At 41.9% G+C, this 22,300-nt stretch carries 24 protein-coding genes and 1 other RNA gene; 20 read left to right on the forward strand and 5 right to left on the reverse strand.

Annotated elements, in window-relative coordinates; genetic code table 11:
• Together HMPREF2904_RS03790 and HMPREF2904_RS03795 are read left to right on the forward strand one after the other, a co-directional pair.
• A partial coding sequence (locus HMPREF2904_RS03790; RefSeq protein ID WP_070660206.1) for an MFS transporter occupies positions 1-975 on the forward strand: 975 nt, incomplete at its 5' end.
• 412 nt (positions 976-1,387) lie between these two features.
• Complete coding sequence (locus HMPREF2904_RS03795) at positions 1,388-2,365, forward strand: hypothetical protein (RefSeq protein ID WP_070660209.1); 978 nt, start codon at positions 1,388-1,390, stop codon at positions 2,363-2,365.
• Between the two features lie 459 nt (positions 2,366-2,824).
• On the opposite strand, the gene HMPREF2904_RS03800 is transcribed toward HMPREF2904_RS03795, so the two are convergent.
• From HMPREF2904_RS03800 to murT, 3 genes are read right to left on the reverse strand one after another with little or no spacing between them, the layout of a single operon-like run.
• Positions 2,825-3,079 (reverse strand): LapA family protein, encoded by a 255-nt coding sequence (locus tag HMPREF2904_RS03800; RefSeq protein ID WP_070660212.1) that lies wholly within the window; start codon positions 3,077-3,079, stop codon positions 2,825-2,827.
• Between the two features lie 10 nt (positions 3,080-3,089).
• Positions 3,090-3,878 (reverse strand): lipid II isoglutaminyl synthase subunit GatD, encoded by a 789-nt coding sequence (gene gatD, locus HMPREF2904_RS03805; RefSeq protein ID WP_009732567.1) that lies wholly within the window; start codon positions 3,876-3,878, stop codon positions 3,090-3,092.
• Positions 3,878-5,221, reverse strand: coding sequence for a lipid II isoglutaminyl synthase subunit MurT (gene murT / locus HMPREF2904_RS03810; protein WP_070660214.1), 1,344 nt, complete (start codon positions 5,219-5,221; stop codon positions 3,878-3,880). Before murT ends, gatD begins: the two co-directional genes overlap by 1 nt.
• 103 nt (positions 5,222-5,324) lie before the next feature.
• On the opposite strand from murT, the gene cdaA reads away from it, so the two are divergent.
• From cdaA to whiA, 11 genes are all read left to right on the forward strand, one after another.
• On the forward strand, positions 5,325-6,173 hold the full coding sequence (gene cdaA, locus HMPREF2904_RS03815) for a diadenylate cyclase CdaA (RefSeq protein ID WP_070660217.1): 849 nt from the start codon (positions 5,325-5,327) through the stop codon (positions 6,171-6,173).
• The gene (locus HMPREF2904_RS03820; protein WP_070660220.1) at positions 6,170-6,919 is read left to right on the forward strand and encodes a CdaR family protein; all 750 of its coding nucleotides are present in this window, start codon (positions 6,170-6,172) and stop codon (positions 6,917-6,919) included. Before cdaA ends, HMPREF2904_RS03820 begins: the two co-directional genes overlap by 4 nt.
• A gap of 21 nt (positions 6,920-6,940) precedes the next feature.
• Entirely contained in the window at positions 6,941-8,290 is a 1,350-nt protein-coding gene (gene glmM, locus HMPREF2904_RS03825; RefSeq protein ID WP_070660223.1) for a phosphoglucosamine mutase, read from the forward strand.
• A gap of 47 nt (positions 8,291-8,337) precedes the next feature.
• A complete protein-coding gene (locus HMPREF2904_RS03830) occupies positions 8,338-9,663 on the forward strand; it encodes an Ig-like domain-containing protein (protein ID WP_070660226.1) in 1,326 nt (441 codons plus the stop codon).
• A gap of 117 nt (positions 9,664-9,780) precedes the next feature.
• A complete protein-coding gene (locus tag HMPREF2904_RS03835; RefSeq protein ID WP_003011566.1) occupies positions 9,781-9,912 on the forward strand; it encodes a DUF4044 domain-containing protein in 132 nt (43 codons plus the stop codon).
• A gap of 33 nt (positions 9,913-9,945) precedes the next feature.
• Complete coding sequence (gene obgE, locus HMPREF2904_RS03840) at positions 9,946-11,259, forward strand: GTPase ObgE (RefSeq protein WP_141751191.1); 1,314 nt, start codon at positions 9,946-9,948, stop codon at positions 11,257-11,259.
• A gap of 50 nt (positions 11,260-11,309) precedes the next feature.
• Positions 11,310-11,474, forward strand: a complete 165-nt coding sequence (locus HMPREF2904_RS11370; RefSeq protein WP_003006512.1) for a hypothetical protein — start codon at positions 11,310-11,312, stop codon at positions 11,472-11,474.
• A gap of 18 nt (positions 11,475-11,492) precedes the next feature.
• Complete coding sequence (locus HMPREF2904_RS03845) at positions 11,493-11,876, forward strand: RidA family protein (RefSeq protein WP_070660229.1); 384 nt, start codon at positions 11,493-11,495, stop codon at positions 11,874-11,876.
• Between the two features lie 77 nt (positions 11,877-11,953).
• Positions 11,954-12,844: an RNase adapter RapZ gene (gene rapZ, locus HMPREF2904_RS03850; RefSeq protein ID WP_070660232.1), complete on the forward strand. Its 891-nt coding sequence runs from the start codon at positions 11,954-11,956 to the stop codon at positions 12,842-12,844.
• Positions 12,841-13,818: a YvcK family protein gene (locus tag HMPREF2904_RS03855; RefSeq protein ID WP_003017791.1), complete on the forward strand. Its 978-nt coding sequence runs from the start codon at positions 12,841-12,843 to the stop codon at positions 13,816-13,818. The genes rapZ and HMPREF2904_RS03855 overlap by 4 nt, the downstream gene beginning before the upstream one ends.
• Positions 13,815-14,732 carry a DNA-binding protein WhiA gene (whiA, locus tag HMPREF2904_RS03860; protein ID WP_070660235.1) on the forward strand — a complete coding sequence of 306 codons (918 nt, stop codon included), beginning with the start codon at positions 13,815-13,817 and terminating at the stop codon, positions 14,730-14,732. Before HMPREF2904_RS03855 ends, whiA begins: the two co-directional genes overlap by 4 nt.
• Positions 14,733-14,754: 22 nt before the next feature.
• Here whiA and HMPREF2904_RS03865 read toward each other — a convergent pair whose 3' ends face one another.
• Positions 14,755-15,723 carry an NAD(P)/FAD-dependent oxidoreductase gene (locus HMPREF2904_RS03865; RefSeq protein WP_070660237.1) on the reverse strand — a complete coding sequence of 323 codons (969 nt, stop codon included), beginning with the start codon at positions 15,721-15,723 and terminating at the stop codon, positions 14,755-14,757.
• A 178-nt stretch (positions 15,724-15,901) separates the two neighbouring features.
• On the opposite strand from HMPREF2904_RS03865, the gene rpsU reads away from it, so the two are divergent.
• Positions 15,902-16,078: a 30S ribosomal protein S21 gene (gene rpsU / locus HMPREF2904_RS03870; RefSeq protein WP_000048054.1), complete on the forward strand. Its 177-nt coding sequence runs from the start codon at positions 15,902-15,904 to the stop codon at positions 16,076-16,078.
• A 101-nt stretch (positions 16,079-16,179) separates the two neighbouring features.
• Here the strand turns inward: rpsU and mscL are convergent, their stop codons facing one another.
• Positions 16,180-16,560 carry a large conductance mechanosensitive channel protein MscL gene (gene mscL / locus HMPREF2904_RS03875; RefSeq protein ID WP_045759271.1) on the reverse strand — a complete coding sequence of 127 codons (381 nt, stop codon included), beginning with the start codon at positions 16,558-16,560 and terminating at the stop codon, positions 16,180-16,182.
• Between the two features lie 213 nt (positions 16,561-16,773).
• Here mscL and dnaG point away from each other — a divergent pair, with 213 nt between their 5' ends.
• The 6 genes from dnaG (at position 16,774) to ssrA (ending at position 22,300) form a co-directional block, all read left to right on the forward strand.
• Entirely contained in the window at positions 16,774-18,552 is a 1,779-nt protein-coding gene (dnaG, locus tag HMPREF2904_RS03880) for a DNA primase (RefSeq protein ID WP_070660240.1), read from the forward strand.
• Positions 18,553-18,554: 2 nt separating this feature from the next.
• A complete protein-coding gene (gene rpoD, locus HMPREF2904_RS03885; RefSeq protein WP_003003251.1) occupies positions 18,555-19,664 on the forward strand; it encodes an RNA polymerase sigma factor RpoD in 1,110 nt (369 codons plus the stop codon).
• Positions 19,665-19,835: 171 nt separating this feature from the next.
• Positions 19,836-20,165, forward strand: coding sequence for a metal-sulfur cluster assembly factor (locus tag HMPREF2904_RS03890; protein ID WP_004220168.1), 330 nt, complete (start codon positions 19,836-19,838; stop codon positions 20,163-20,165).
• A gap of 171 nt (positions 20,166-20,336) precedes the next feature.
• On the forward strand, positions 20,337-21,044 hold the full coding sequence (locus HMPREF2904_RS03895; RefSeq protein WP_049522645.1) for an ABC transporter ATP-binding protein: 708 nt from the start codon (positions 20,337-20,339) through the stop codon (positions 21,042-21,044).
• A 9-nt stretch (positions 21,045-21,053) separates the two neighbouring features.
• A complete protein-coding gene (locus tag HMPREF2904_RS03900) occupies positions 21,054-21,848 on the forward strand; it encodes a hypothetical protein (RefSeq protein ID WP_070660243.1) in 795 nt (264 codons plus the stop codon).
• Between the two features lie 103 nt (positions 21,849-21,951).
• Positions 21,952-22,300, forward strand: a transfer-messenger RNA (tmRNA) gene (ssrA, locus tag HMPREF2904_RS03905).

The following is a 22,300-nucleotide window of genomic DNA, read 5'->3' on the forward strand; positions in this document are numbered from 1 at the left end:
AAGATTTTGATGACGACCGACTTGGTTTGTGGTTTCCTTTGTTTGGGCATTTCTTTTATCAGGAATGATCGTTGGATGATTGCGGCCCTGATTTTTGCCAATATTGTCCAGGCCATTGCCTTTGCTTTCTCTCGTACAGCTAATAAAGCCATTATCACAGAAGTCGTAGAGAAAGATGAGATTGTGACCTATAATGCCCACTTGGAGTTGGTCTTACAAGTAGTTGGTGTCAGCTCTCCTGTGTTCTCTTTCCTTGTTTTACAATTTGCCAGTCTCCATGCGACCCTCTTACTGGATGCACTGACCTTTTTCATCGCCTTTGTCCTAGTGGCATTCCTTCCGAAAGAAGAAGCCAAGGTTCAGGAAAAGAAACGGTTTACGGGAAAAGATATTTTTTCGGATATGAAAGATGGACTAGACTACATCTGGCATCAGAAAGAGATTTTCTTTCTCTTGTTGGTGGCTTCTAGCGTCAATTTCTTTTTTGCAGCTTTTGAGTTTTTACTCCCATTTTCCAATCGCCTTTACGGGGTCAAAGGAGCATATGCGACCATCTTAACCTTGGGTGCTATCGGCTCTATCATCGGAGCCTTGATTGCTAATAAATTTAAATCAAGCATGGAGATGCTACTTATCTTATTGATTTTAACAGGAGTAGGGGTCTTCATGATGGGCTTGCCCCTTCCACCTCTTCTTTCCTTTTCGGGAAATTTAGTCTGTGAACTCTTTATGACGATTTTTAACATTCACTTTTTTACCCAAGTTCAAACCAAGGTAGAAGGAGACTATCTGGGACGGGTCTTAAGCACCATTTTTACCCTAGCCATTCTCTTTATGCCCGTAGCTAAAGGGTTGATGACCTGGTTGCCAAGTGTTCGTGTAGAATCTTTTCTTCTGATCGGAGCTGGTGTCATCCTCTTTTCAGCGATTGCATCAGTTTATGCTAAAAGAATGGATAGGAAGTTGACGCTTTAGTCACAATCCTGTCTTGAGAGAAGGCTACAATATTTTATAGGAAATACCAAGTTAAAGACCTTTTCAAGGTCTTTTTTGTGGTAAGACCTCATAGAAAGTTGATTCTTCCGTATTTAGTTTGATGGAAATGAGGTTTAGAAAAGAGTAAAAAAAGAAAACCTGTTTTGGGAGAGCAATTTCCGGTTCCTATCCTTAGTTTTTTCTGGTAAAATTTAAATAAGTGATGCCTTAACTAGAGATGGTTTGCATCCCAGTCTATCGGACTGGTATGACTTTATCGAATCTGTTTATAGCATAAGTTCTCTTTTTTTGAGAATCATGCCTTTTAATTCGTTTTTGACAATTTGGCCGTTGATCACTTTCATCTGGACTGGGTTTGTTAGTTATTCGTCAAATAAGAAGGAAAATGTAAATGAATAAAAATGTATTTAGAAGATCATTAGGAGTTTGGTTATTAGCGATAGGGTTGCTAGTTTATAGCTACTTCCAGGCAATACCAGGTCTACATTCCCTTGAGCCTCCTCAAAAATTGTATCAGCAAGGCTTAGTTTATAAGTCGAAAGATAGTGAGGATGTTCTGGCTGTGAAGGTATTGGACATAGACCTAATTCCAGTTAAAGCAGATGAGGCCCAATACTTTTTAATTAAGCATGAATATGGCGTTACGGCCATGAAAGCAACTTATCATACTGTCTATTCATTGCTGCAAATGAAAGCTAGAGTTCCTAATCAAGAAAACCCATTAGAATCAAGTGGATTCTATCTAAGTGTTAAAGTGATTCCTGAGGTGGAGAAAAGATGGAAAAAAAGAGACTTAGTTCATATTAGTCAGTCCTTGAAACAGAGACTTGAAGAAAAATTCCAACAGAGTGATCTCTCAAAAGGGAATTCAACCATCGACTTGACCCATCTTCTAAAATCAATGCAAGAAGAAAGTCGGGTGAGTTTATTTGCTAGGCCTGTGTTTATTGCTGTTGTTGCTTTTATCTTTGCCTTAAAGGCAATTAGTTTGATGTTTCAATTGCGTAGGAAGTTTAGAAGGTTCGACTCCTTATTTCCATCCTATGCCACTAATACAGCTCAATTGATTAAAGATGCGGATTACAGTGACAATAAATTGGAACTCCTTGTGCACCAGGGCATCCTCGTGTTTTACGGCATGGATTTTGAAATACTACCAGTAGATGACATTGAAGAAATTAAACTTTTTAGAGTCCATAGAAAAAGTTTTTATCGCTACAAGATGAAGATTATCTTTTATTCAAGTCGCCGGCCGTATGTTTTTGAAATAAACAAAAGTAATATGGAGGCCTACTATCCCTTCATCGACTATTTAAGAAGTCTTGCACCAATTATTGTTGAAGATGGGTGGAAGATGAATTATCGTTAAGGGGGATTGGGGTTGAAGATCTGCATAGAATCCTGAAGAAGGACTTGGGGCACGTGGTGGTGCTTCAAGTCTTTTTCTCATTTAATGTTATGATTTAAAAAAATGAGAAAGGAATCATTAATTCTAATGATAAGTGACAATGTAGAAAACCGTTTAAGGCTAATAAAGCAAACAGGCTATATTATTGTGTCTAATAGTTATGATTTGGAATATACCTCACATAAAGCATTTGAAAATCTAACTAGTTAGGATGGAATCATGTCAATTAAACGTTAGATATATAAGGCCTGTATCGTTATTATGAGGATTCTTTACAATCTAGGGTTAAAAAACTGTTGAGAAGATTCTGGAATTCTATCTATATAAAAAACACCCCAAAAGTCAGATTTTATCTGTCTAACTTTTGGGGTGTAGTTCATTCGGTGCTTTTTAGTTGTTTTCTTTTTCTTCTGTCTTGATTTATTTCTTTGCTTCTTCCAGTTGCTTTTGAGTGCTCTTGAGTTCTTTTTTTAGGGAGAAGCCCTTTGAAAAATTAACCAAGTTCATGACGAATGCACCTAAGAGGACACAGAGCAAGATCAGAATGATCAAGGGTAATTTAAATTGGACCAAGAGGAAATTTACGGTAACCGATTGCATGTTTGCAAGGGAAATACCAGCAATCAATAAAATTAAAAGTAATAAAGCAATGTAGTGTAGATTATTTTTGTTCATCATTATCTCCTTATTGTTCAGCAGGGGCCTTGCTTTTCACATCAGCGTACTCTTCCGGCTGCTCTAGGCTTAGAATCTCCTCATAAGCCGGTAGGGAAAGGTCCTTGCCATATTTATTTTTTAAAGCAGTGCTCACTAGGCGATAGGCCAAATTGGCATTTCGGGACAAGATAGGACCGTGGAAGTAGCTGCCAAAGACGTTCTTGTAATGAACCCCTTCGCACCCATCTTCTTTGTTGTTCCCATTTCCATAGACGACCTTACCCAGCGGTTTTTCATCCTCAGCCAAGAAGGTCCGACCTTGGTGGTTTTCAAAACCATAATAGGTTTCGTTAAATTCTTCGTTATGGATTTTGATATCACCGATATAGCGGTTGTTGACTTGGTTGAGCGTATAGTGGCCCATAATGCCAAGTCCCTCAATGCGTTTGCCAGAAGCTTCAATGTAGTATTGGCCTAGAAGCTGAAAGCCACCACAGATAGCAAGCACTACCCCGTCGTCATGAATGAAGCGTTCGAGGTCTTCTTTTTTATCTGGTAGATCCTCAGATACAATGGTCTGCTCGTAGTCTTGCCCGCCGCCGAAAAAGGCGATATCGTAGGCATCAGGGTCGAACCGGTCTTTGAGAGAGACGATATCAACTGTGACATGGGCTCCAAGCTTTTCCGCAACGTACTTGAGCATGAGGATATTCCCATTGTCCCCATAGGTATTCATTAAATTGCCATAGAGATGGGCAATGCGCAGGCTGTAGGGATACTGTGCCTGATCAGAAGATTCTAGGGAAGTATAAGTCATTAGTGCATCTCCTTTTCAATCAGGTGTTCTTGGGCCAAGAGTTCACGGAATTCTAGCATGGCTGTATAGGTAGCTAAAATGTAAGCGTGAGGGGTTTCCTGTTGCTGGATACGTTGGAAGACCTCTTTTAATTCAGCCATTTCAGTGATCTGGTCAGCAGGATAGCCAGTGACCCGGAGTCGCCGAGCGATCTCAGAGTGGCGTACTCCTCCGGCGTTAATCTCTGGGATGTCCATCTGGGTGATTTGCTCAAAGTCCGCATCCCAGATCCAGCTGGTGTCGATCCCATCTGCATAATTCGCGTTGAGAAGCACAGACAAGCTGAAGGAATACGGCGCTAGTTTGATCATTTCAATGGCTTGGGTCGCACCAACCGGATTTTTTATCAAGACCAAGGTGCATTCCTTATCCCCAATCTTAAAGGTTTCTTGGCGACCAAAGACAGCGCGACTGCGATCAAATCCTTGCTTGATGACTTCAGGTTGTACTCCAAAGAATCCAGCAACAGAGACAGCTGCTAAGGCATTGTAGATGTTGTAGAGACCACCGATATTGATGTGGTAGTCTTGGCCTTGGATCCGGAATTGGGAAGAGCGATGGGTTAAAGCAAGGAGGTCTGATACGGCATAGGTCAGAGGAGGCCGGTGGAACCCACAGTGTTCACAAACATAGTCGCCAAGGTTAGCATAGGTATTGAGCTTGTACTTGAGAATGTTGTGGCAATGCGGGCACAGGATTCCTTCCGTATTGTAATGGGCTAGTTGTGGCTCTGATTTGTCTGTATCAAATCCATAATACTGGATTGGATTGGATAAGCTTTGACTATGAAAGAGCGGACTATCACCATTTAACAAAACTGTTGCAGTTGGAACCTTTTGAATGGCATCCAAAATCATCTGGTAAGTTGTATAGATCTCCCCATAGCGATCCATCTGGTCCCGGAAAATATTGGTGACCACAAACAGGCTGGGCTGGATGTAATCACAAATCCGAGAGAGGCTAGCCTCGTCGATTTCAAGTACCGCAATAGGGCGATTCGATTTCGAATGTTTGGCCCGTAAGAAGGTCGTCGTGATTCCCGAGATCATATTGGCCCCGCTTGGATTGGTTAAAATCGGTCCAAAAGCTTCTTGGAGAATGCCAACTGTTAGCGCGGTGGTCAAGGTTTTTCCATTTGTCCCTGTAATCACAACAATCTCATAGTTTTTGGCCAGTTGACTGAGAATATCTTTATCAAATTTGAGAGCTACTTTACCTGGTAGGGTTGATCCCCGTCCCATTTTTTCTAGAATAGAGCCGGAAAGCTTTCCTGCCAGAAGGCCCAAGGTTGTATTTATCTTCATAAATCATATTTTATCATAAAAAGCATCAGAAGGTTACAGAAAAATCTGTTGAAACATGTTATAATAAGGTGATGTCTTTTAGAGAAGTGGTAGGTATGAGAATATGAATATTCAACAGTTTACAAATCCACAATTTTGGACCAGTTTGTTCCCGAATTGGTGGAGTATTATTATCAATATCATTGATATTGCCCTGGTGGCTTGGTTGTTGTATTTTTTGATCAAGGCCATCGTCGGGACCAAGATCATGATTTTGGTTCGTGGAGTTATTATCTTTTTCTTGGTGCAGTTTTTAGCCAATTTCTTAGGGCTCACGACTATTTCATGGCTGATCAATCAAGTGATTACTTATGGGGTTATCGCCCTGGTTGTGATTTTCTCTCCTGAGATTCGGATTGGTTTAGAGCGTCTGGGTCGAGCGACAGAATTCTTTACGACGAGTGAAGTCAGTCAGGAAGAGAAGATGGTGCAGGCCTATGTCAAAGCAGTGGCTTATATGAGCCCACGTAAGATTGGTGCCTTGGTAGCCATTCAAGGAGCCAGAACCCTTCAGGAATATATTTCCACAGGGATTCCATTAGATGCAGATATTTCAGGAGAATTGCTGATTAATATCTTCATTCCAAATACTCCTCTGCACGATGGGGCGGTCATTGTTCGCAATGATAAAATCGCTGTTTCTTGTGCCTATCTTCCCTTGACTGAAAACACTGGAATTTCAAAAGAGTTCGGAACGCGTCACCGCGCGGCTATTGGTTTATCTGAAGTTTCCGATGCTTTTACCTTTGTGGTATCAGAAGAAACGGGCGGGATCTCTGTGACCTATAATGGAACCTTCCGACACGATTTAACCTTAGAAGAGTTCGAGGCAGAATTGAGAGCCTTCTTGGTTCCTGAAGAGAATAAAACGGTTAGTTGGAAAGAGCGTCTTTTTGGGAGGGTAACAAAATGAGATCGAAAAAAGAATTTCTTTATGTTTTCGCCTCCGTCTTATTGTCCTTTATCTTGTTTATCAATGCGTCATCCTTTAATTTTCAAAATAATAGCAGCGCTAGACAAGTGAGTTCAGAGACCTACACCAATACCTTGACCAATATTCCAATTGATGCCAAGTACAATGACAAGAAATATTTTGTCAGTGGTTTGACATCCGAGGTAACGGTCTTTCTAAAGGGTTCAAACCGGGTCGCTCTAGCAAGCGAAATGCAACCGGGAACTCGGAAGTTTCGCGTGGTAGCGGATCTTCGTAAGGCCAAGGAAGGTACCGTTGAAGTGCCGTTGATTGTGGAAGATCTTCCGGCTGGTTTGACCGCAACCGTAGAGCCTCAAAAAGTTTCTGTAAAAATCGGGAAGAAAGCGAAAAAATCGTTTGCGGTCAGGGCCACGATCCCGGACAATCAAATTGTGGATGGAATAACGGTATCGGATATTACTCTTGAAACCACCAAGGTAGAAGTGACCAGCGATCAAGAAACCTTGAGTCGCATTGATCATGTCCAAGCGGTCTTCCCATCCAGTGAGATCATTAGTGGAAATTATAGCGGAACCATTTCCTTAAATGCAGTAGATACCCAAGGAAATGTTCTACCAGGTCTGGTAAATCCGAGTGAAACACGGATTAAAGTAACCACAAAGACTAGCTCGTCTACGTCAAGCTCTAGCAGTCCGTCGTCGACCTCTTCCAGTTCAAGTAATTAGAAAGTAAAAAAGTAATTAAGAATGGGTAAATATTTTGGAACGGACGGTGTCCGTGGAGAAGCAAATGTAGAATTAACGCCAGAATTGGCTTTTAAACTAGGCCGTTTCGGTGGCTATGTGTTGAGCCAACATGAAGAAGAAACACCTCTGGTATTTGTTGGGCGTGATACGCGTATTTCTGGTGAAATGTTGGAGCATGCCTTAATTGCTGGTCTCTTATCTGTTGGGATTCGCGTCTACAAGTTGGGTGTGATTGCAACACCAGGTGTCGCTTATCTAGTTCGTACGGAAAAAGCCAGCGCCGGAGTTATGATTTCTGCTAGCCACAATCCAGCCTTGGATAATGGCATCAAATTCTTTGGTGGTGATGGCTTCAAATTGGATGACGATCGCGAGCTTGAAATTGAAGCCTTGCTTGATGCAGCTGAAGATACGCTTCCACGTCCAAGTGCCCAAGGTTTAGGAACGGTCATGGAATATCCAGAAGGCTTGCGTAAGTATCAAGAATTCCTTGTATCGACAGGCGTCCAACTCGAGGGCATGCACGTAGTCTTAGATACAGCAAATGGTGCAGCCTCTACTAGTGCCCGTCAAATCTTTGCAGATTTGGGAGCTCATTTGACCGTCATCGGTGAAAACCCAGATGGTTTGAACATCAATGATGGGGTTGGTTCTACTCACCCAGAGCATTTGCAAGAGAAAGTCAAAGAAGTAGGCGCAGCGATTGGTCTTGCCTTTGACGGAGACAGTGATCGCTTGATTGCTGTTGATGAAAATGGAGAGATCGTTGACGGAGATAAGATCATGTACATCATCGGTTCTTATCTTTCAAGCAAGGGCTTGCTCGAAAAAAATACGATCGTCACAACCGTCATGTCCAATCTCGGATTCCACAAGGCATTAGATGCGAAGGGAATTCAAAAAGAAATCACAGCTGTTGGAGACCGTTATGTGGTTGAAGAAATGCGCAAGTCAGGATACAATCTTGGTGGTGAACAATCTGGTCATGTAGTCATCATGGATTACAATACAACTGGTGATGGTCAATTAACAGGCGTTCAATTGACAAAAATCATGCAAGAAACCGGTAAGAAATTATCTGAATTGGCTGCTGAAGTAACCATTTATCCACAAAAACTGGTCAATATCCGGGTTGAAAATAGCATGAAAGACAAGGCAATGGAAGTACCCGCTATCCGTGAAATCATTGAAAAAATGGAAGCGGAAATGGCAGGAAATGGTCGCATCCTCGTGCGTCCAAGTGGAACTGAACCCCTCCTTCGTGTGATGGCAGAAGCACCAACCCATGAAGAAGTGGACTACTATGTAGATACCATTGCTGCAGTTGTTCAAGCAGAAATCGGACTTTAACCTTGTAAAAAACATGGCTCGCAAATAGGCGAGCAGAGGAGGTATATATGAAACAGGTTCGTCAAATTGTATGGGCACTTGCCTTAGTGCTAACGATTCTATTCACAGCTGGTTTGACTAAAACAATTCATGCTGCAGAAGTCTCATCATATACACAGACAGCACGTCTAACGAAAGACGGTAACACGCTAACAAATGGGAGCAAGGTGTTGACAAATGAAAAATTGTCAGCAAGTATTTATTTAGCCTTTCCAGATTCGCAAACTATTCAAGCTGGTGATATCTTAACTCTTAGTTTGCCAAAAGAATTAGCCCTCTACACAGCATTGGAATTCAATGTTCTTGAGGAAGGTCAATCAAATGGTCAGACGGTGGGGAAAGCTGTCGTTGATACAGCTAAGAAAACAGTGACCGTTACCTTTAATGATTATTTCGCATCTCATTCACTCAACAAACGAGTTGCTCTTCATTTTGATGTAAAAGTCGATTCAGAAGTAGTTACAAAAACATCTCCAATCCAATTTAAACTAGGAAATACAGATTTTTCCTTGAATTATGAAAAAACAGCTGGGGAAGCTGGGGACTATGAAATGAAATACGGCTATCAAGATAAGTCTGATCCAACCATAATCAAATGGCGGATTCTCTTAAATGCCCGTCAAGATATGCTGCGAGGAATGGTTATTAAAGACCAATTCGGAGATGGTTTAACATTGGTTGAAGGGAGCTTACGTGCGGTTCGCTATGCTCCTGTACAAGGTGGGATCAAGAACGAAGCTCAGATCTTGAGACTCCCAGTTCTAGATAACTTTACTAAAAAAGCTGTTTTCGATAAGAATGCAGATGGAAAGATCACTGGTTTTACGATTGAATTTGGTGATAATTACAATTGGCCAATGTATATTGAATATTCTACAAAAGTGGCACCTGGAACGAAAGTAGGCGATATTGTCCATAATACGTTAACATGGACGGCAACCAATTTCCCAGCACCTCGTACCTTAACCCGTGAAGTGCGATTGGAAACAGGATCTGGCGAAGGATTGGGTGAGAAAGAACAAACGCCACCGACACCTAGCTCAACCTCCTCATCAAGTTCTAGTTCTTCATCAAGGTCATCATCTTCAACGAGTTCTAGTTCTTCATCAAGTTCATCATTTTCATCGAGTTCTGGTTCTACATCGAACTCAACCTCTACATCAAGTTCTTTATTGAAAACATCTTCATCTTCTGTTAAAGAAGAAGCACAAAAGCAAGGTAAGAAAAAAGTTCTTCCAAGTACAGGTGAAAAGATGTCGCCGGTGGTTCTTGTCATGGGTATTTTCCTAGTAGTCCTATCGGTTAGCGTTTTACGTGTAAGAAAAGATTCTTAAATCAATCTATGAGAGATCAGACATCTGTCTGGTCTTTTTGTGTAGGCTCGATTTGAAAAATCCCCTATTTCGTGGTAAAATAGGGCTAATGAATTTATAGTAATCGAGGTATTAGAAGTGGCTTTTGGAGATAACGGAAAACGTAAAAAAACACCATTTGAAATGATCACGATGGTTGTCATTGTGATTATGTTGATTGTAACGGTTGGTGCAATCTTTGCAACCGCAATTGGTGCTCTTTCTTACTAAGACGCACGCAGAAATAAAGGAAATCATCTATTTATGAGTATGTTTTTAGATACAGCCAAGATTAAGGTCAAGGCTGGAAATGGCGGCGATGGCATGGTGGCCTTTCGCCGTGAAAAATATGTCCCTAATGGCGGACCTTGGGGTGGTGATGGAGGTCGTGGTGGCAATGTCATCTTCGTTGTAGACGAAGGCTTGCGTACCTTGATGGACTTCCGTTATAACCGGCATTTCAAAGCCCAAAATGGGGAAAAAGGAATGACCAAAGGGATGCACGGACGGGGAGCAGAAGATCTCTATGTGCGAGTACCGCAAGGAACGACAGTCCGAGATGCTGAGACTGGCAAGGTCATTACGGACCTAGTCGAGAATGGACAAGAGTACATTGTCGCCCACGGTGGCCGTGGCGGACGTGGAAACATTCGTTTTGCCACTCCTAAAAATCCAGCCCCAGAGATTTCTGAGAATGGGGAGCCTGGTCAGGAACGCGAACTCGAATTAGAACTCAAGGTCTTGGCAGACGTTGGTTTGGTTGGCTTCCCTTCTGTTGGGAAATCAACCCTTCTTAGTGTCATCACTTCAGCCAAACCAAAAATTGGTGCCTATCATTTTACAACCATCGTCCCAAATTTGGGCATGGTTCGGACACCGTCAGGTGAATCCTTTGCAGTCGCAGACCTTCCTGGATTGATCGAAGGGGCTAGCCAAGGTGTCGGACTCGGAACCCAGTTCCTTCGTCACATCGAGCGCACCCGGGTTATCTTGCATGTTATTGATATGTCAGCCAGTGAAGGACGCGACCCTTACGAAGATTATGTTCAAATCAATAAAGAGCTTGAAACCTATAATCTTCGTTTGATGGAACGTCCTCAGATTATCGTGGCAAATAAGATGGATATGCCAGAGAGCCAAGAAAACTTGAAAGAATTCAAGAAGAAATTGGCGGCCAATTATGATGAGTTTGATGAAATGCCACAGATCTTTCCGATCTCTAGTTTGGCGCATCAAGGTTTGGACAACTTGTTAGAAGCAACGGCAGAATTGTTAGACAAAACACCAGAATTCCTCTTGTATTCAGAAGACGAAATGGCCCAAGAAGAAGTCTACTATGGCTTTGATGAAGACCAGCCAGCCTTTGACATCAGTCGTGATGACGATGCCGCTTGGGTCTTATCTGGTGAAAAACTTGAAAAACTCTTTAATATGACGAATTTCGATCGTGATGAAGCAGTCATGAAATTTGCTCGTCAATTGCGTGGCATGGGTGTTGATGAAGCTCTCCGTGCGCGTGGGGCAAAAGATGGTGATATTGTCCGGATCGGTAAATTTGAATTTGAGTTTGTAGATTAAGATAGATCCCAGAGGATCAAGGATTCCAAATAAGAAGTGAGGCTTTTTCAGTGGGAGATAAACCAATATCTTTTCGAGATGAAAATGGAAATTTTGTTTCAGCAGCTGATGTTTGGAATGCTGAAAAACTAGAAGAACTCTTTAATACGCTAAATCCTAAGCGCAAATTGCGCTTACAAAGGGAAAAATTAGCAAAAGAAAACCAGCAAAAGTAAATAGACTTGGAGAATACTATGGCAAAAACAATTCATACAGATAAAGCACCCGCAGCAATTGGACCTTATGTTCAAGGGAAAATCGTAGGCAATCTTCTCTTTGCAAGTGGACAAGTTCCCTTGTCACCTGAAACAGGCGAAATCATTGGCGAAACCATCCAAGAACAAACAGAACAAGTCTTAAAGAATATTGGGGCTATTTTGGAAGAGGCTGGGACAGACTTTGACCACGTGGTGAAAACCACTTGTTTCTTAAGTGATATGAATGACTTTGTACCTTTTAATGAGGTCTATAAAACAGTCTTTACTACAGAGTTTCCAGCTCGATCTGCTGTTGAAGTAGCACGCCTGCCACGTGATGTGAAGGTTGAAATTGAAGTTATTGCGGAAATCAAATCCTAATAACCATTCAAAGACAAAAAGACAGAGTGGAGAGCAGGAAACTGTAGGCCACTCTGTTTTATTTATGGGAGGAGAAAATGACAGAAAGTAAGATTCAACTGGTCATGGTAACAGGGATGAGCGGTGCGGGCAAGACCGTCGCCATCCAATCATTTGAGGATTTGGGTTACTTTACCATCGATAATATGCCACCGGCGCTCTTGCTGAAATTTATTGAGCTCATGCGCCACAGTCCCGATAACAATAAATTAGCCGTTGTTGTGGATATGCGGAGCCGTTCTTTTTTCAATGAAATTCGCACCATTTTGGATGAATTGGACAACCAAGAAGACCTCGATTTCAAGGTCTTGTTCTTGGATGCCACTGACAGTGAGTTGGTAGCACGATACAAGGAAACCCGTCGTAGCCACCCACTAGCGGCAGATGGCCGTGTTTTAGATGGGATTACCTTAGAGCGCGAACTCTTGTCTCCTTTAAAAAATATCAGTCAAAATGTAGTGGATACGACTGAGTTGACGCCTCGTAATCTGAGAAAAACCATCGCAGAACAATTTGCCAGTCAAGACAATCAGCCAGATTTTCGGGTTGAGGTCATGTCATTTGGGTTTAAATATGGCCTTCCAATCGATGCTGACCTTGTGTTTGACGTGCGTTTTCTTCCAAATCCCTACTACAAATTGGAACTTCGGAATTTAACCGGTCAGGATCCAGCAGTCTATGATTATGTCATGGATCACCCTGAATCAGAGGAGTTTTACGGTCATCTTCATGACTTGATCGTTCCTATTTTACCGTCCTATAAACGTGAGGGTAAATCCGTTCTCACCATCGCTATGGGCTGTACCGGGGGGCAACACCGTTCAGTAGCCTTTGCAGAGCGCTTAGCGCATGATTTAGAAAAAAATTGGCAGGTCAATTGTAGTCATAGAGACAAGGACAGACGGAAAGAAACGGTGAATCGCTCATGAGAAAACCTAAAGTAACCGTTATTGGAGGAGGAACAGGGATTTCTGTTATTCTCGATAGTCTGAGAAAGAAACCGGTCGATATTACTGCCATTGTTACCGTTGCAGATGATGGTGGGAGTTCAGGTGAATTGCGGAAGAACATCCAAAAATTGACACCACCTGGAGATCTTCGAAATGTGCTGGTTGCCATGTCAGATATGCCTCGTTTTTATGAAAAGGTCTTTCAATACCGTTTTGCTGACGATGATGGCCCTTTGGCCGGACACCCTTTGGGAAACTTGATCATTGCAGGGATTTCAGAGATGCAAGGCTCGACCTATAATGCCATGCAGTTGTTAACCAAGTTCTTTCATACGACCGGCAAGATCTATCCTTCCAGTGATAGTCCCTTGACCCTTCATGCCGTCTTTCAAGATGGAAAAGAAGTGGTAGGAGAAAGCCACATTGCCAACTACACCGGCATGATTGATCATGTCTATGTGACCAATACCTTTGATCAAGAGCGTCCAAAAGCTAGTAAGAAAGTGGTGGAAGCTATTCTTGAAAGTGATATGGTCGTCTTAGGTCCTGGTTCGCTCTTTACCTCGATCCTCCCTAATTTGATGATTGATGAGATTGGGAAAGCCATCCTTGAAACCAAGGCTCAGGTAGCCTATGTTTGTAACATCATGACCCAAAGAGGAGAAACCGAGCATTTCACAGACAGTGACCACGTTGCCGTTCTCCATAAACATTTGGGAGAGAAGTTCATCGATACCGTCCTTGTCAATATCAATCAGGTTCCCGCAGCTTACATGAACAGCAATAAATTTGATGAATACTTGGTGCAGGTAGAGCACGATTTTAAGGGGTTGCACTCGCAAGTTCCCCAAGTGATTTCTTCTGATTTCTTAAAGCTGGTCAATGGAGGAGCCTTTCATGATGGTGAAAAAGTGGTCGAAGAGTTGATGCAGATCGTGCAGGTGAGAAAATGAGTTTTACGGTTCGTGTCAAAGAAGAATTATTGTCTCTCAAGCGATTTGAAAAGAGTGAATTGGCTGCCATTATCAAGATGTCTGGAAGTCTTGGGATTTCAATGGGGGGCTTGACGCTCTCGGTGACGACAGAAAATGCTAAGATTGCCCGCCATATCTATGAATTGTTGCATCATTTCTATGAGGCCAAATCGGATATTCGCCACCACCAAAAAACCAATTTGAAAAAAAATCGTGTCTACACAGTATTCTTGGATGAAAAGGTGGAAGAAATTTTAGCTGACTTGCATTTGGCAGATGCCTTTTTTGGGATTGAGACGGGCATTGATGCCAGTGTTTTAGAAGATGAAGTAGCTAGTCGTGCTTATCTCCGGGGGGCTTTTCTGTCGAGTGGTTCCATCAAGGATCCTGAAAAAGGGAAGTACCAGTTGGAAATTCATTCTGTTTATACAGACCACGCGGAAGGAATTGCCCTTCTCATGCAAGGATTTTTACTAGATGCGAAAACCATCGAGCGGAAAAAAGGAGTGGTAACCTATCTGCAACGAGCGGAAGATATTATTGATTTTCTAATTGTGGTAGAGGCCATGCAAGCTATGCAGGAATTTGAGTCTATCAAGGTCATGAGAGAGACGCGCAATGACCTCAATCGGGCCAATAATGCCGAGATGGCCAACATTCAGCGAACAGTCACAGCCAGTATGAAAACCATTAATAATATTAGTAAAATTTTGGATACGGTCGGCCTAGGGAGTTTACCAAGTGACCTACAAGAAGTTGCCTATATCCGGATGAACCATCCAGATTATTCCATCCAGCAGATCGCTGATAGCTTGCAACAACCTATTTCAAAAAGCGGTGTCAATCACCGCTTGCGTAAGATCAATAAGATCGCAGACGATTTAGACAAATAAAAAAGGCCAAAGGCCTTTTTTATTATAAACTAGTTGAGTGGGTTGGTTGGACTTTCTTATCTGGATAGATGTAGTTGATGGCATTGTTTACGGCTGTTGGAGCTTCCCCCAGACCTGTAGCGATGAGATCGATCTTTCCTTCATAGAAGCAGCAGTCTCCACAGGCATAAATTCCAGGAAGGGTGGTTTCTTGTTTCTGATTTACCTTGATTTTATGGCGTTGCAATTCTACACCCCATTCTTTCAAGTTTCCGATAGAAGATTTAAAACCATAGTTGACAAATAAGTGATCAATCGGGAGGAGTTCAGTTTCATCGGATTTAACTTTTGTGATTTCAAGATGAGTGGCATGACCATTTTTGCCAATCAAGCGGCTAGGAACAAATGGTGTTTTGATGCTGACAGAAGATTGTTTGAGTTCTTCTACGCTATGTTCCAAGGCACGGAAGTTGTCCCGTCGGTGAACGATTGTAGTTGGAGCAATCTTGTCAAAAGCAAGAGCCCAGTCCACAGCAGAGTCCCCACCACCAAGGACGGTTACTTGCTGTCCTTCATATTGCTGTATATTTGAAACATGGTAGTGGACATTATCGAAGTCTTCAGCCCCCTCGATATCAAGAGCACGTGGTTTAAAGGCACCGCCACCCATGGCAATGATGACTGCTTTAGACTGATGCACTTGGCGAGAAGTAGTGATAATGAAGAGGTCACCCTCTTTTTGAATATCCTCTACAGTTTCATTGAGGAAGATCGGTGTATCGAATCGTTTGACTTGCTCGATCAAGCGGTTGCTTAATTCTTCACCTGTTAAATTGGTAAATCCGGGTACATCGAGGATACTTTTTTCTGGATAGAGAATGGCTGGTTGCCCTCCAAGTTGAGGTAAGGAATCAATCAGTTTGACTTTAACTTGGCGCATATTGCCATAAAAAGCAGCAAACAGACCAACTGGTCCGCCCCCAACAATCGTAATATCATAAATTTCTGACATGGTATCTCCTTCAGGGTTTTCTATGTTTCCATTGTATCATAAAATAGGGAGAATGAAAAAGTCGGAAAAAGAAATAGCATGAAGGTTAGGAAGGCTAGAAAAGTTTTAAAAGATCTTGACAGCACCTTTAAAGTGTGATAAAATGATTAAGATTTTAGGCTTGAAGGGAGTGAAAAACATGTCAAAAACAGTAGTACGTAAGAATGAATCTCTTGACGATGCTCTTCGTCGTTTCAAACGCGCGGTTACTAAAGCTGGTACTCTTCAAGAAACACGCAAACGTGAATTCTATGAAAAACCTTCTGTAAAACGTAAACGTAAATCAGAAGCAGCTCGTAAACGTAAAAAATTCTAATTGAATACAGAAACAGACTTCGGTCTGTTTTTTGTTTTTTCACATCCATCAAAGACAAAAAAACCGACCTTCCAGCTAGAAGATCGGATCTTTTTATCTGATTATTTGTTTGCAAGCAAGTCGCGGATTTCAGTAAGCAACTCTTCTTGAGTAGGAGCAGCAGCTTCTTCTTCAACAGCTTCTTCTTTTTTACCAAGGTTTTGTGCTTTTTCAGCAGCTTTAACGATAAAGAAGAGAACAGTTCCAATGACGATGAAGTTGATTACTGCGCTCAAGAAGCTACCGTAAGCAACACCGTTCCATGACAATTCAGCGATTTTATCAACACCAGCAGCTTTCAAAGCTGGGTTCAAAATAAGTGGTGTGATGATATCGTTAACAAGTGATGTCACGATGGCACCAAATGCAGCCCCGATAATCACTGCAACAGCAAGGTCAACAACGTTTCCACGAAGGAGGAAAGCTTTCAATTCTTTTAACATCCTATATATGTCCTTTCATAATAATTTTTTACTATGATAGTATAACGGAAAAATATGCGACTGACAAGAAATATGCCCAATTTTTTTAAAATTAGTGATAAAGGTTGAAAATCTTTTCTTTTCTGAGTGAAATCGGTAGGAAAAAATTTACTTTTACTAACTTTTAGTATAAAATATAAAGTGATAATCTATGGTAAAATGGAGGCACTGTTTATGGTTGATAAAGAGCTGATTGCAGAGATTAAAAACAGTGTAAACATTGTTGAAGTCATTGGAGAAGTTGTTTCTTTGACCAAGGCGGGCCGTAATTTTTTAGGCCTCTGTCCTTTTCATGGTGAAAAGACTCCTTCCTTTAATGTCGTTGAAGACAAGCAGTTTTACCATTGTTTCGGATGTGGTCGCTCTGGAGATGTCTTTAAGTTTATTGAGGACTACCGTGGAGTCGCCTTTATGGATGCGGTCCAGATCGTAGCAGACAAGGCTGGCATTGCGCTTCAGTACCAGGCAAGACCTACCCAACCAGCGTCTGTCAATCCAAACCAAGAACTTTATGAGATTCATCAGGAAGCTAGTAAGTTTTATCAGGCGATTTTGATGACGACTAAGATGGGGGAAGAAGCGCGACACTATCTGCATGAACGTGGTCTGACGGATGAAGTGATCCGACATTTTCAATTGGGTTTAGCACCTGCAGAAGGAAATTACCTCTATCGCAATCTCTCTGAGAAATTCTCTGAGAAAGTGATTACCGATTCGGGTTTGTTTACAATCTCAGATGCTGGAACGGTTTTTGATGCCTTTCAGGATAGGATCATGTTTCCCTTGACGGATGATAGTGGACGGGTCATTGCTTTTTCTGGTAGGCTGTGGAAAATGACGGAGGATGGTAGTCATCAAGCCAAGTACAAGAACAGTCGTAGTACCCGTCTATTTAATAAAAGTTATGAACTCTATCATTTGGATCAAGCCAAGTCGAGCGCCAAAAAGCAACATGAAATGTATATCATGGAAGGATTTATGGATGTCATTGCGGCATATCGAGCTGGGATAGAAAATGCAGTCGCCTCCATGGGGACAGCTTTGACACCAGAGCACGTCCAGCACCTGTCTCATTTTACCAAAAAGGTCATCTTGACCTATGATGGGGATAAGGCAGGACTTGAAGCAACAGCTAAGGCCTTGGATGTCTTGCAGGATCTGGAGTTGGAGATCGTCCGTATCCCAGATCAGATGGACCCTGATGAGTACCTCAAAAAGACGTCCCCAGAAGATCTAGCTACCCTCTTGAAGAATTCTCGGATTAGTAAGGTTGAATTCTTGATGCACTACTGGAAACCCCAGTATATTGAGAACTTGCAAGCGCAAATTGAGTTTGTCGAAAAGCTGGCACCGATGATCGCCCAGACGCGCTCCATTACAGCGCAAAACACCTATATTTATAAGTTGGCCGATTTATTGCCGGACTTTGATTACTTGCAGATTGAGCAGATTGTCAATAATAGTCGTTTGCAACAACGGCAGGAGGCTCAAAGTGGTGGACGATCAAAAACGTCGCATTTTTCAGTAGAGCTCTTGCCGAATCGTGGGATGACGCGCTTGATCAAGGCAGAAAATCATTTGTTAAGTAGGATGAAGGATTTTCCAATGGTGCTCAATGATTACCGTTTGCGACCTGATTTTGCCTTCGACACGCCGGAGTTACAGATCTTGTATCAATTGCTCTGTCAAAATGGAGAAGTCACCTCTCAGGATCTATCCGAGCAACCAGAAGGGGTCCAGCAGGCCTGGTACCGCATGTTAGAAGAAGATTTACCAGTAGAGATAGCAGATGGTGAGTTAGAAGAAGTAGAGGAGACACGGAATCGTGAGCTTCTTCGCAAAGAAAGTCAACAAATTGGAAATAAAGTGAAGGAAGCTTCCTCAATAGGGGATGCGGAAAAAGCTTTATTGGAACTCGAGCGTTTAATCGCTCAAAAAAGAAGAATGGAGTAAGAATGGCTAAAGAACAAAAAGATATTACAACATTGGACGTTCAAATTGCAGAATTTATTCGCAGCCACAAGAAAAGCGGAACTGCAACAGATGATGAAATTAATGACCAATTGGTTATTCCATTCACGCTAGATGCAGATGGGATTGAAGATCTTTTGCAACGCATTCAAGATGCAGGGATTTCGATCACTGATAAAGACGGCAACCCAAGTGCGCGTGTGTTGAACAATGAGGAAGAGCCAGAGTTGTCAGATGAGGAATTGCTTGGAAGCAACTCTGCTAAGGTCAATGACCCGGTACGGATGTACTTGAAAGAAATTGGGGTTGTTCCTCTTTTGACCAATGAAGAAGAACAAGAATTGGCTATCTTGGTGGAACAAGGTGACTTGGAAGCTAAGCAACGTCTAGCAGAAGCCAACCTTCGTTTGGTTGTATCCATTGCGAAACGTTACGTTGGTCGTGGGATGCAATTTTTGGATTTGATCCAAGAAGGAAACATGGGCTTGATGAAGGCGGTTGATAAGTTTGACTATACCAAAGGGTTCAAGTTCTCTACTTATGCTACTTGGTGGATCCGTCAGGCCATCACTCGTGCCATTGCAGACCAAGCGCGTACCATTCGGATTCCTGTTCACATGGTGGAAACCATTAACAAGTTGGTTCGTGAACAACGCAATCTCTTGCAAGAATTGGGACAAGATCCAACACCTGAACAAATCGCTGAGCGCATGGATATGACACCTGATAAGGTGCGTGAAATCTTGAAGATTGCTCAAGAGCCTGTTTCTCTTGAAACTCCAATCGGGGAAGAAGACGATAGCCATTTGGGCGATTTTATCGAAGATGAAGTGATTGAAAATCCAGTAGACTACACCACTCGTGTGGTTCTACGCGAACAATTGGATGAAGTCCTCGATACCCTGACAGACCGGGAAGAAAATGTTTTGCGTCTTCGTTTTGGTCTCGATGATGGAAAAATGCGGACCTTGGAAGATGTGGGGAAAGTCTTTAACGTGACCCGTGAACGGATCCGTCAGATCGAAGCCAAAGCCCTCCGCAAACTCCGCCACCCAAGCAGAAGCAAACCATTGCGTGACTTTATAGAGGATTAAAAAGGTCCGGGGGACCTTTTTAACGGTCGCCAAGAAATCAAAAAGCGACCCAGGTCAGGGGGACCTTTTTAACGGTCGCCTAGAAATGAAGAAGCGACCCAGGTCCTGCGGACCTTTTTAACCCGAGCCAAGAAATTCTATCGAGAGTAAATAGCAGAAAAAGGAAGTCATATGGCATATACAACTGAGCAAATTGAAGAAATTAAAAATAAAATCTTAAATGCTTTGGAAGAGGTAATCGATCCTGAGCTTGGGATTGATATTGTCAATTTAGGTCTTGTCTACGAGATCCATTTTGACGGTGAAACTGGAGCAACCATCATTGATATGACCCTAACGACCATGGGGTGTCCATTAGCGGATCTTCTGACAGATCAGATTCATGATGTTTTAGCAGAAGTAGAAGAAGTGACATCAGTGGATGTGAAGTTGGTCTGGTACCCTGCTTGGACGGTTGAAAAGATGAGCCGTTATGCACGGATCGCACTTGGAATTAGTTAAACATTCTATGCATCAAAATAAATCAGAGGTTGGGGTTTCCCTAACCTCTGATTTATTTATCCCTATTTTTTTGAACAAGTATTTACAAATTCTTAGCAAATTTTCAGATAAAGTTGCAATCATCAAGGGGACAGGGTATAATAGCATAAATAGAAAATAAAGGAGATTTACATGAATCAGTATCCTTTGGTCTACTTGGACCATGTGACAAAGAATTATGGGCATGAAGTTGCTCTCATGGATGTTAGTTTGAACATCCAACCTGGCCGTATTATTGGCCTTTTGGGGCCCAATGGTAGCGGGAAAACAACCATCATTAAATTGATTAATGGTTTGTTGCAACCAAGCCTTGGAAATATCTATATTCATGGGCAATTACCATCCCCTGCTTCTAAAAAAGTAGTTTCCTATTTGCCAGATACAACTTATCTGAATGAAAATATGAAAATTATTGATGCTATTCGCTATTTTCAAGATTTTTATGCAGATTTTAATGTCCAACGAGCTTACCAATTGCTCAACGATTTGCATTTGCATCCAAATCAAAAATTGAACAGCCTTTCAAAAGGGAACAAGGAAAAAGTGCAATTGATTTTGGTGATGAGTCGTGAAGCGGACTTGTATGTTCTTGATGAACCAATCGGTGGGGTTGACCCAGCAGCGCGTGATTATATTTTGCGGACCATTATTCAAAACAGACGTCCAAACTCTTCTGTCTTGATTTCTACTCACTTGATTGCGGATATTGAGCAAGTTTTGGATGAGGCCATTTTTATCAACCAAGGAAGAATCCTCTTGCATGAAAATACGACTGTTATGCGCAATCAACACGGAAAATCAATCGATGAGATCTTCCGTGATCAATTCCGTGTTTATTAGGAGGACCCCATGTTTGGTAAATTATTAAAATATGAATTTAAATCGACAGCTAAGTGGTATTTATTGATCACCCTGATCGCACTAGGTTTGTCAGTGATTACAGGTGTTATTGGTGGAAGTGCTACAAACGGTTTTGTGGATATGGAAACCAATAGTATGCAAATCATAACGGGGACTCTTGGGATTCTCATTTTTGGAGGAGTCATTGGTCTTTATCTTAGTAACTACTATATTATTATCCGTCGTTTCTATTCTAACTTATACGGACGTGAAGGTTACTTGACCTGGACCCTTCCAGCTAGCCCGCATGCGATCATTTTGTCTAAATTTGTGGGAGCTTTAGTAGCGAGTCTTTACTGCCTATTCCTTCTATTTTTTAGTGGTTTTATCACAATTATTGTGATGGGTGCTGTCATTGGACAAGACCTCTCTCCTGTATTTAGTATTATCGCTGAGGCTTTTAGTCATTCTATTGCTTATTGGATTATCGTTTGGTGGATTTTTACCACAGCCTCAGGGATCTTCCTATTTTATGTATCGATCGCACTTGGCCAACTCTTCCAAAATCGTCGTGGATTTAAGGCTATTCTGTTTTTCTTTCTCTTGTGCATTGTTTTAAGTATCATCGGTACAGCAGTCAATCCATTAAAAGATTCATATGCTGTCGGGTATGCATTGGTTTATGGAAATATTGATGATTTGGGAGCAAACTTCATTCCAGGTCTCATCTATGAAGTCATTAAGATTGTTTCTATGTACTTCACCATTCACTATATCAGCAAGTACAAGTTGAATCTTCAATAATAACTGTAAATTGAGCAAGAAACTTCCAAATGGAAGCCTTCTTGTTCAATTTTTTTCTTTTGCATTTTTAGCTACATTTTGATATACTAATTGTATTCGTTTTGGGGTCGTTACGGATTCGACAGGCATTATGAGGCATATTTTGCAACTCATCTAGCGGATGTAAAACGCCAGTTAAATATAACTGCAAAAAATAATAATTCTTACGCTTTAGCTGCCTAAACACCAGCAGGCGTGACCCGATTCGAATCGCTCGTGTTTGATGACAGGTCTTAATTTTAGCGAGATACGATCTAGCTTGGTCTAGGAGTTAGATAAGAGATTGATAGACTCGCAGGTACAGGGCTTGAGTTATGTGTCATGTAGCTGTTAAAAGAAGACATAACCTATGGTTGTAGACAAATATGCTGGCAGGTGTTTGGACGTGGGTTCGACTCCCACCGGCTCCATAT

The sequence above is a fragment of the Streptococcus sp. HMSC072G04 genome, from assembly GCF_001813295.1.
GTDB lineage: Bacteria > Bacillota > Bacilli > Lactobacillales > Streptococcaceae > Streptococcus.

What these genes read in the sequence shown, in the direction of transcription:
- HMPREF2904_RS03795 (WP_070660209.1), top strand. Translation starts at nt 1,388, where the DNA reads ATGAATAAAAATGTATTTAGAAGATCATTAGGAGTTTGGTTATTAGCG.
- HMPREF2904_RS03800 (WP_070660212.1), bottom strand. Translation starts at nt 3,079, where the DNA reads ATGAACAAAAATAATCTACACTACATTGCTTTATTACTTTTAATTTTA.
- gatD (WP_009732567.1), bottom strand. Translation starts at nt 3,878, where the DNA reads ATGACTTATACTTCCCTAGAATCTTCTGATCAGGCACAGTATCCCTAC.
- murT (WP_070660214.1), bottom strand. Translation starts at nt 5,221, where the DNA reads ATGAAGATAAATACAACCTTGGGCCTTCTGGCAGGAAAGCTTTCCGGC.
- cdaA (WP_070660217.1), top strand. Translation starts at nt 5,325, where the DNA reads ATGAATATTCAACAGTTTACAAATCCACAATTTTGGACCAGTTTGTTC.
- HMPREF2904_RS03820 (WP_070660220.1), top strand. Translation starts at nt 6,170, where the DNA reads ATGAGATCGAAAAAAGAATTTCTTTATGTTTTCGCCTCCGTCTTATTG.
- glmM (WP_070660223.1), top strand. Translation starts at nt 6,941, where the DNA reads ATGGGTAAATATTTTGGAACGGACGGTGTCCGTGGAGAAGCAAATGTA.
- HMPREF2904_RS03830 (WP_070660226.1), top strand. Translation starts at nt 8,338, where the DNA reads ATGAAACAGGTTCGTCAAATTGTATGGGCACTTGCCTTAGTGCTAACG.
- obgE (WP_141751191.1), top strand. Translation starts at nt 9,946, where the DNA reads ATGAGTATGTTTTTAGATACAGCCAAGATTAAGGTCAAGGCTGGAAAT.
- HMPREF2904_RS03845 (WP_070660229.1), top strand. Translation starts at nt 11,493, where the DNA reads ATGGCAAAAACAATTCATACAGATAAAGCACCCGCAGCAATTGGACCT.
- rapZ (WP_070660232.1), top strand. Translation starts at nt 11,954, where the DNA reads ATGACAGAAAGTAAGATTCAACTGGTCATGGTAACAGGGATGAGCGGT.
- HMPREF2904_RS03855 (WP_003017791.1), top strand. Translation starts at nt 12,841, where the DNA reads ATGAGAAAACCTAAAGTAACCGTTATTGGAGGAGGAACAGGGATTTCT.
- whiA (WP_070660235.1), top strand. Translation starts at nt 13,815, where the DNA reads ATGAGTTTTACGGTTCGTGTCAAAGAAGAATTATTGTCTCTCAAGCGA.
- HMPREF2904_RS03865 (WP_070660237.1), bottom strand. Translation starts at nt 15,723, where the DNA reads ATGTCAGAAATTTATGATATTACGATTGTTGGGGGCGGACCAGTTGGT.
- rpsU (WP_000048054.1), top strand. Translation starts at nt 15,902, where the DNA reads ATGTCAAAAACAGTAGTACGTAAGAATGAATCTCTTGACGATGCTCTT.
- mscL (WP_045759271.1), bottom strand. Translation starts at nt 16,560, where the DNA reads ATGTTAAAAGAATTGAAAGCTTTCCTCCTTCGTGGAAACGTTGTTGAC.
- dnaG (WP_070660240.1), top strand. Translation starts at nt 16,774, where the DNA reads ATGGTTGATAAAGAGCTGATTGCAGAGATTAAAAACAGTGTAAACATT.
- rpoD (WP_003003251.1), top strand. Translation starts at nt 18,555, where the DNA reads ATGGCTAAAGAACAAAAAGATATTACAACATTGGACGTTCAAATTGCA.
- HMPREF2904_RS03890 (WP_004220168.1), top strand. Translation starts at nt 19,836, where the DNA reads ATGGCATATACAACTGAGCAAATTGAAGAAATTAAAAATAAAATCTTA.
- HMPREF2904_RS03895 (WP_049522645.1), top strand. Translation starts at nt 20,337, where the DNA reads ATGAATCAGTATCCTTTGGTCTACTTGGACCATGTGACAAAGAATTAT.
- HMPREF2904_RS03900 (WP_070660243.1), top strand. Translation starts at nt 21,054, where the DNA reads ATGTTTGGTAAATTATTAAAATATGAATTTAAATCGACAGCTAAGTGG.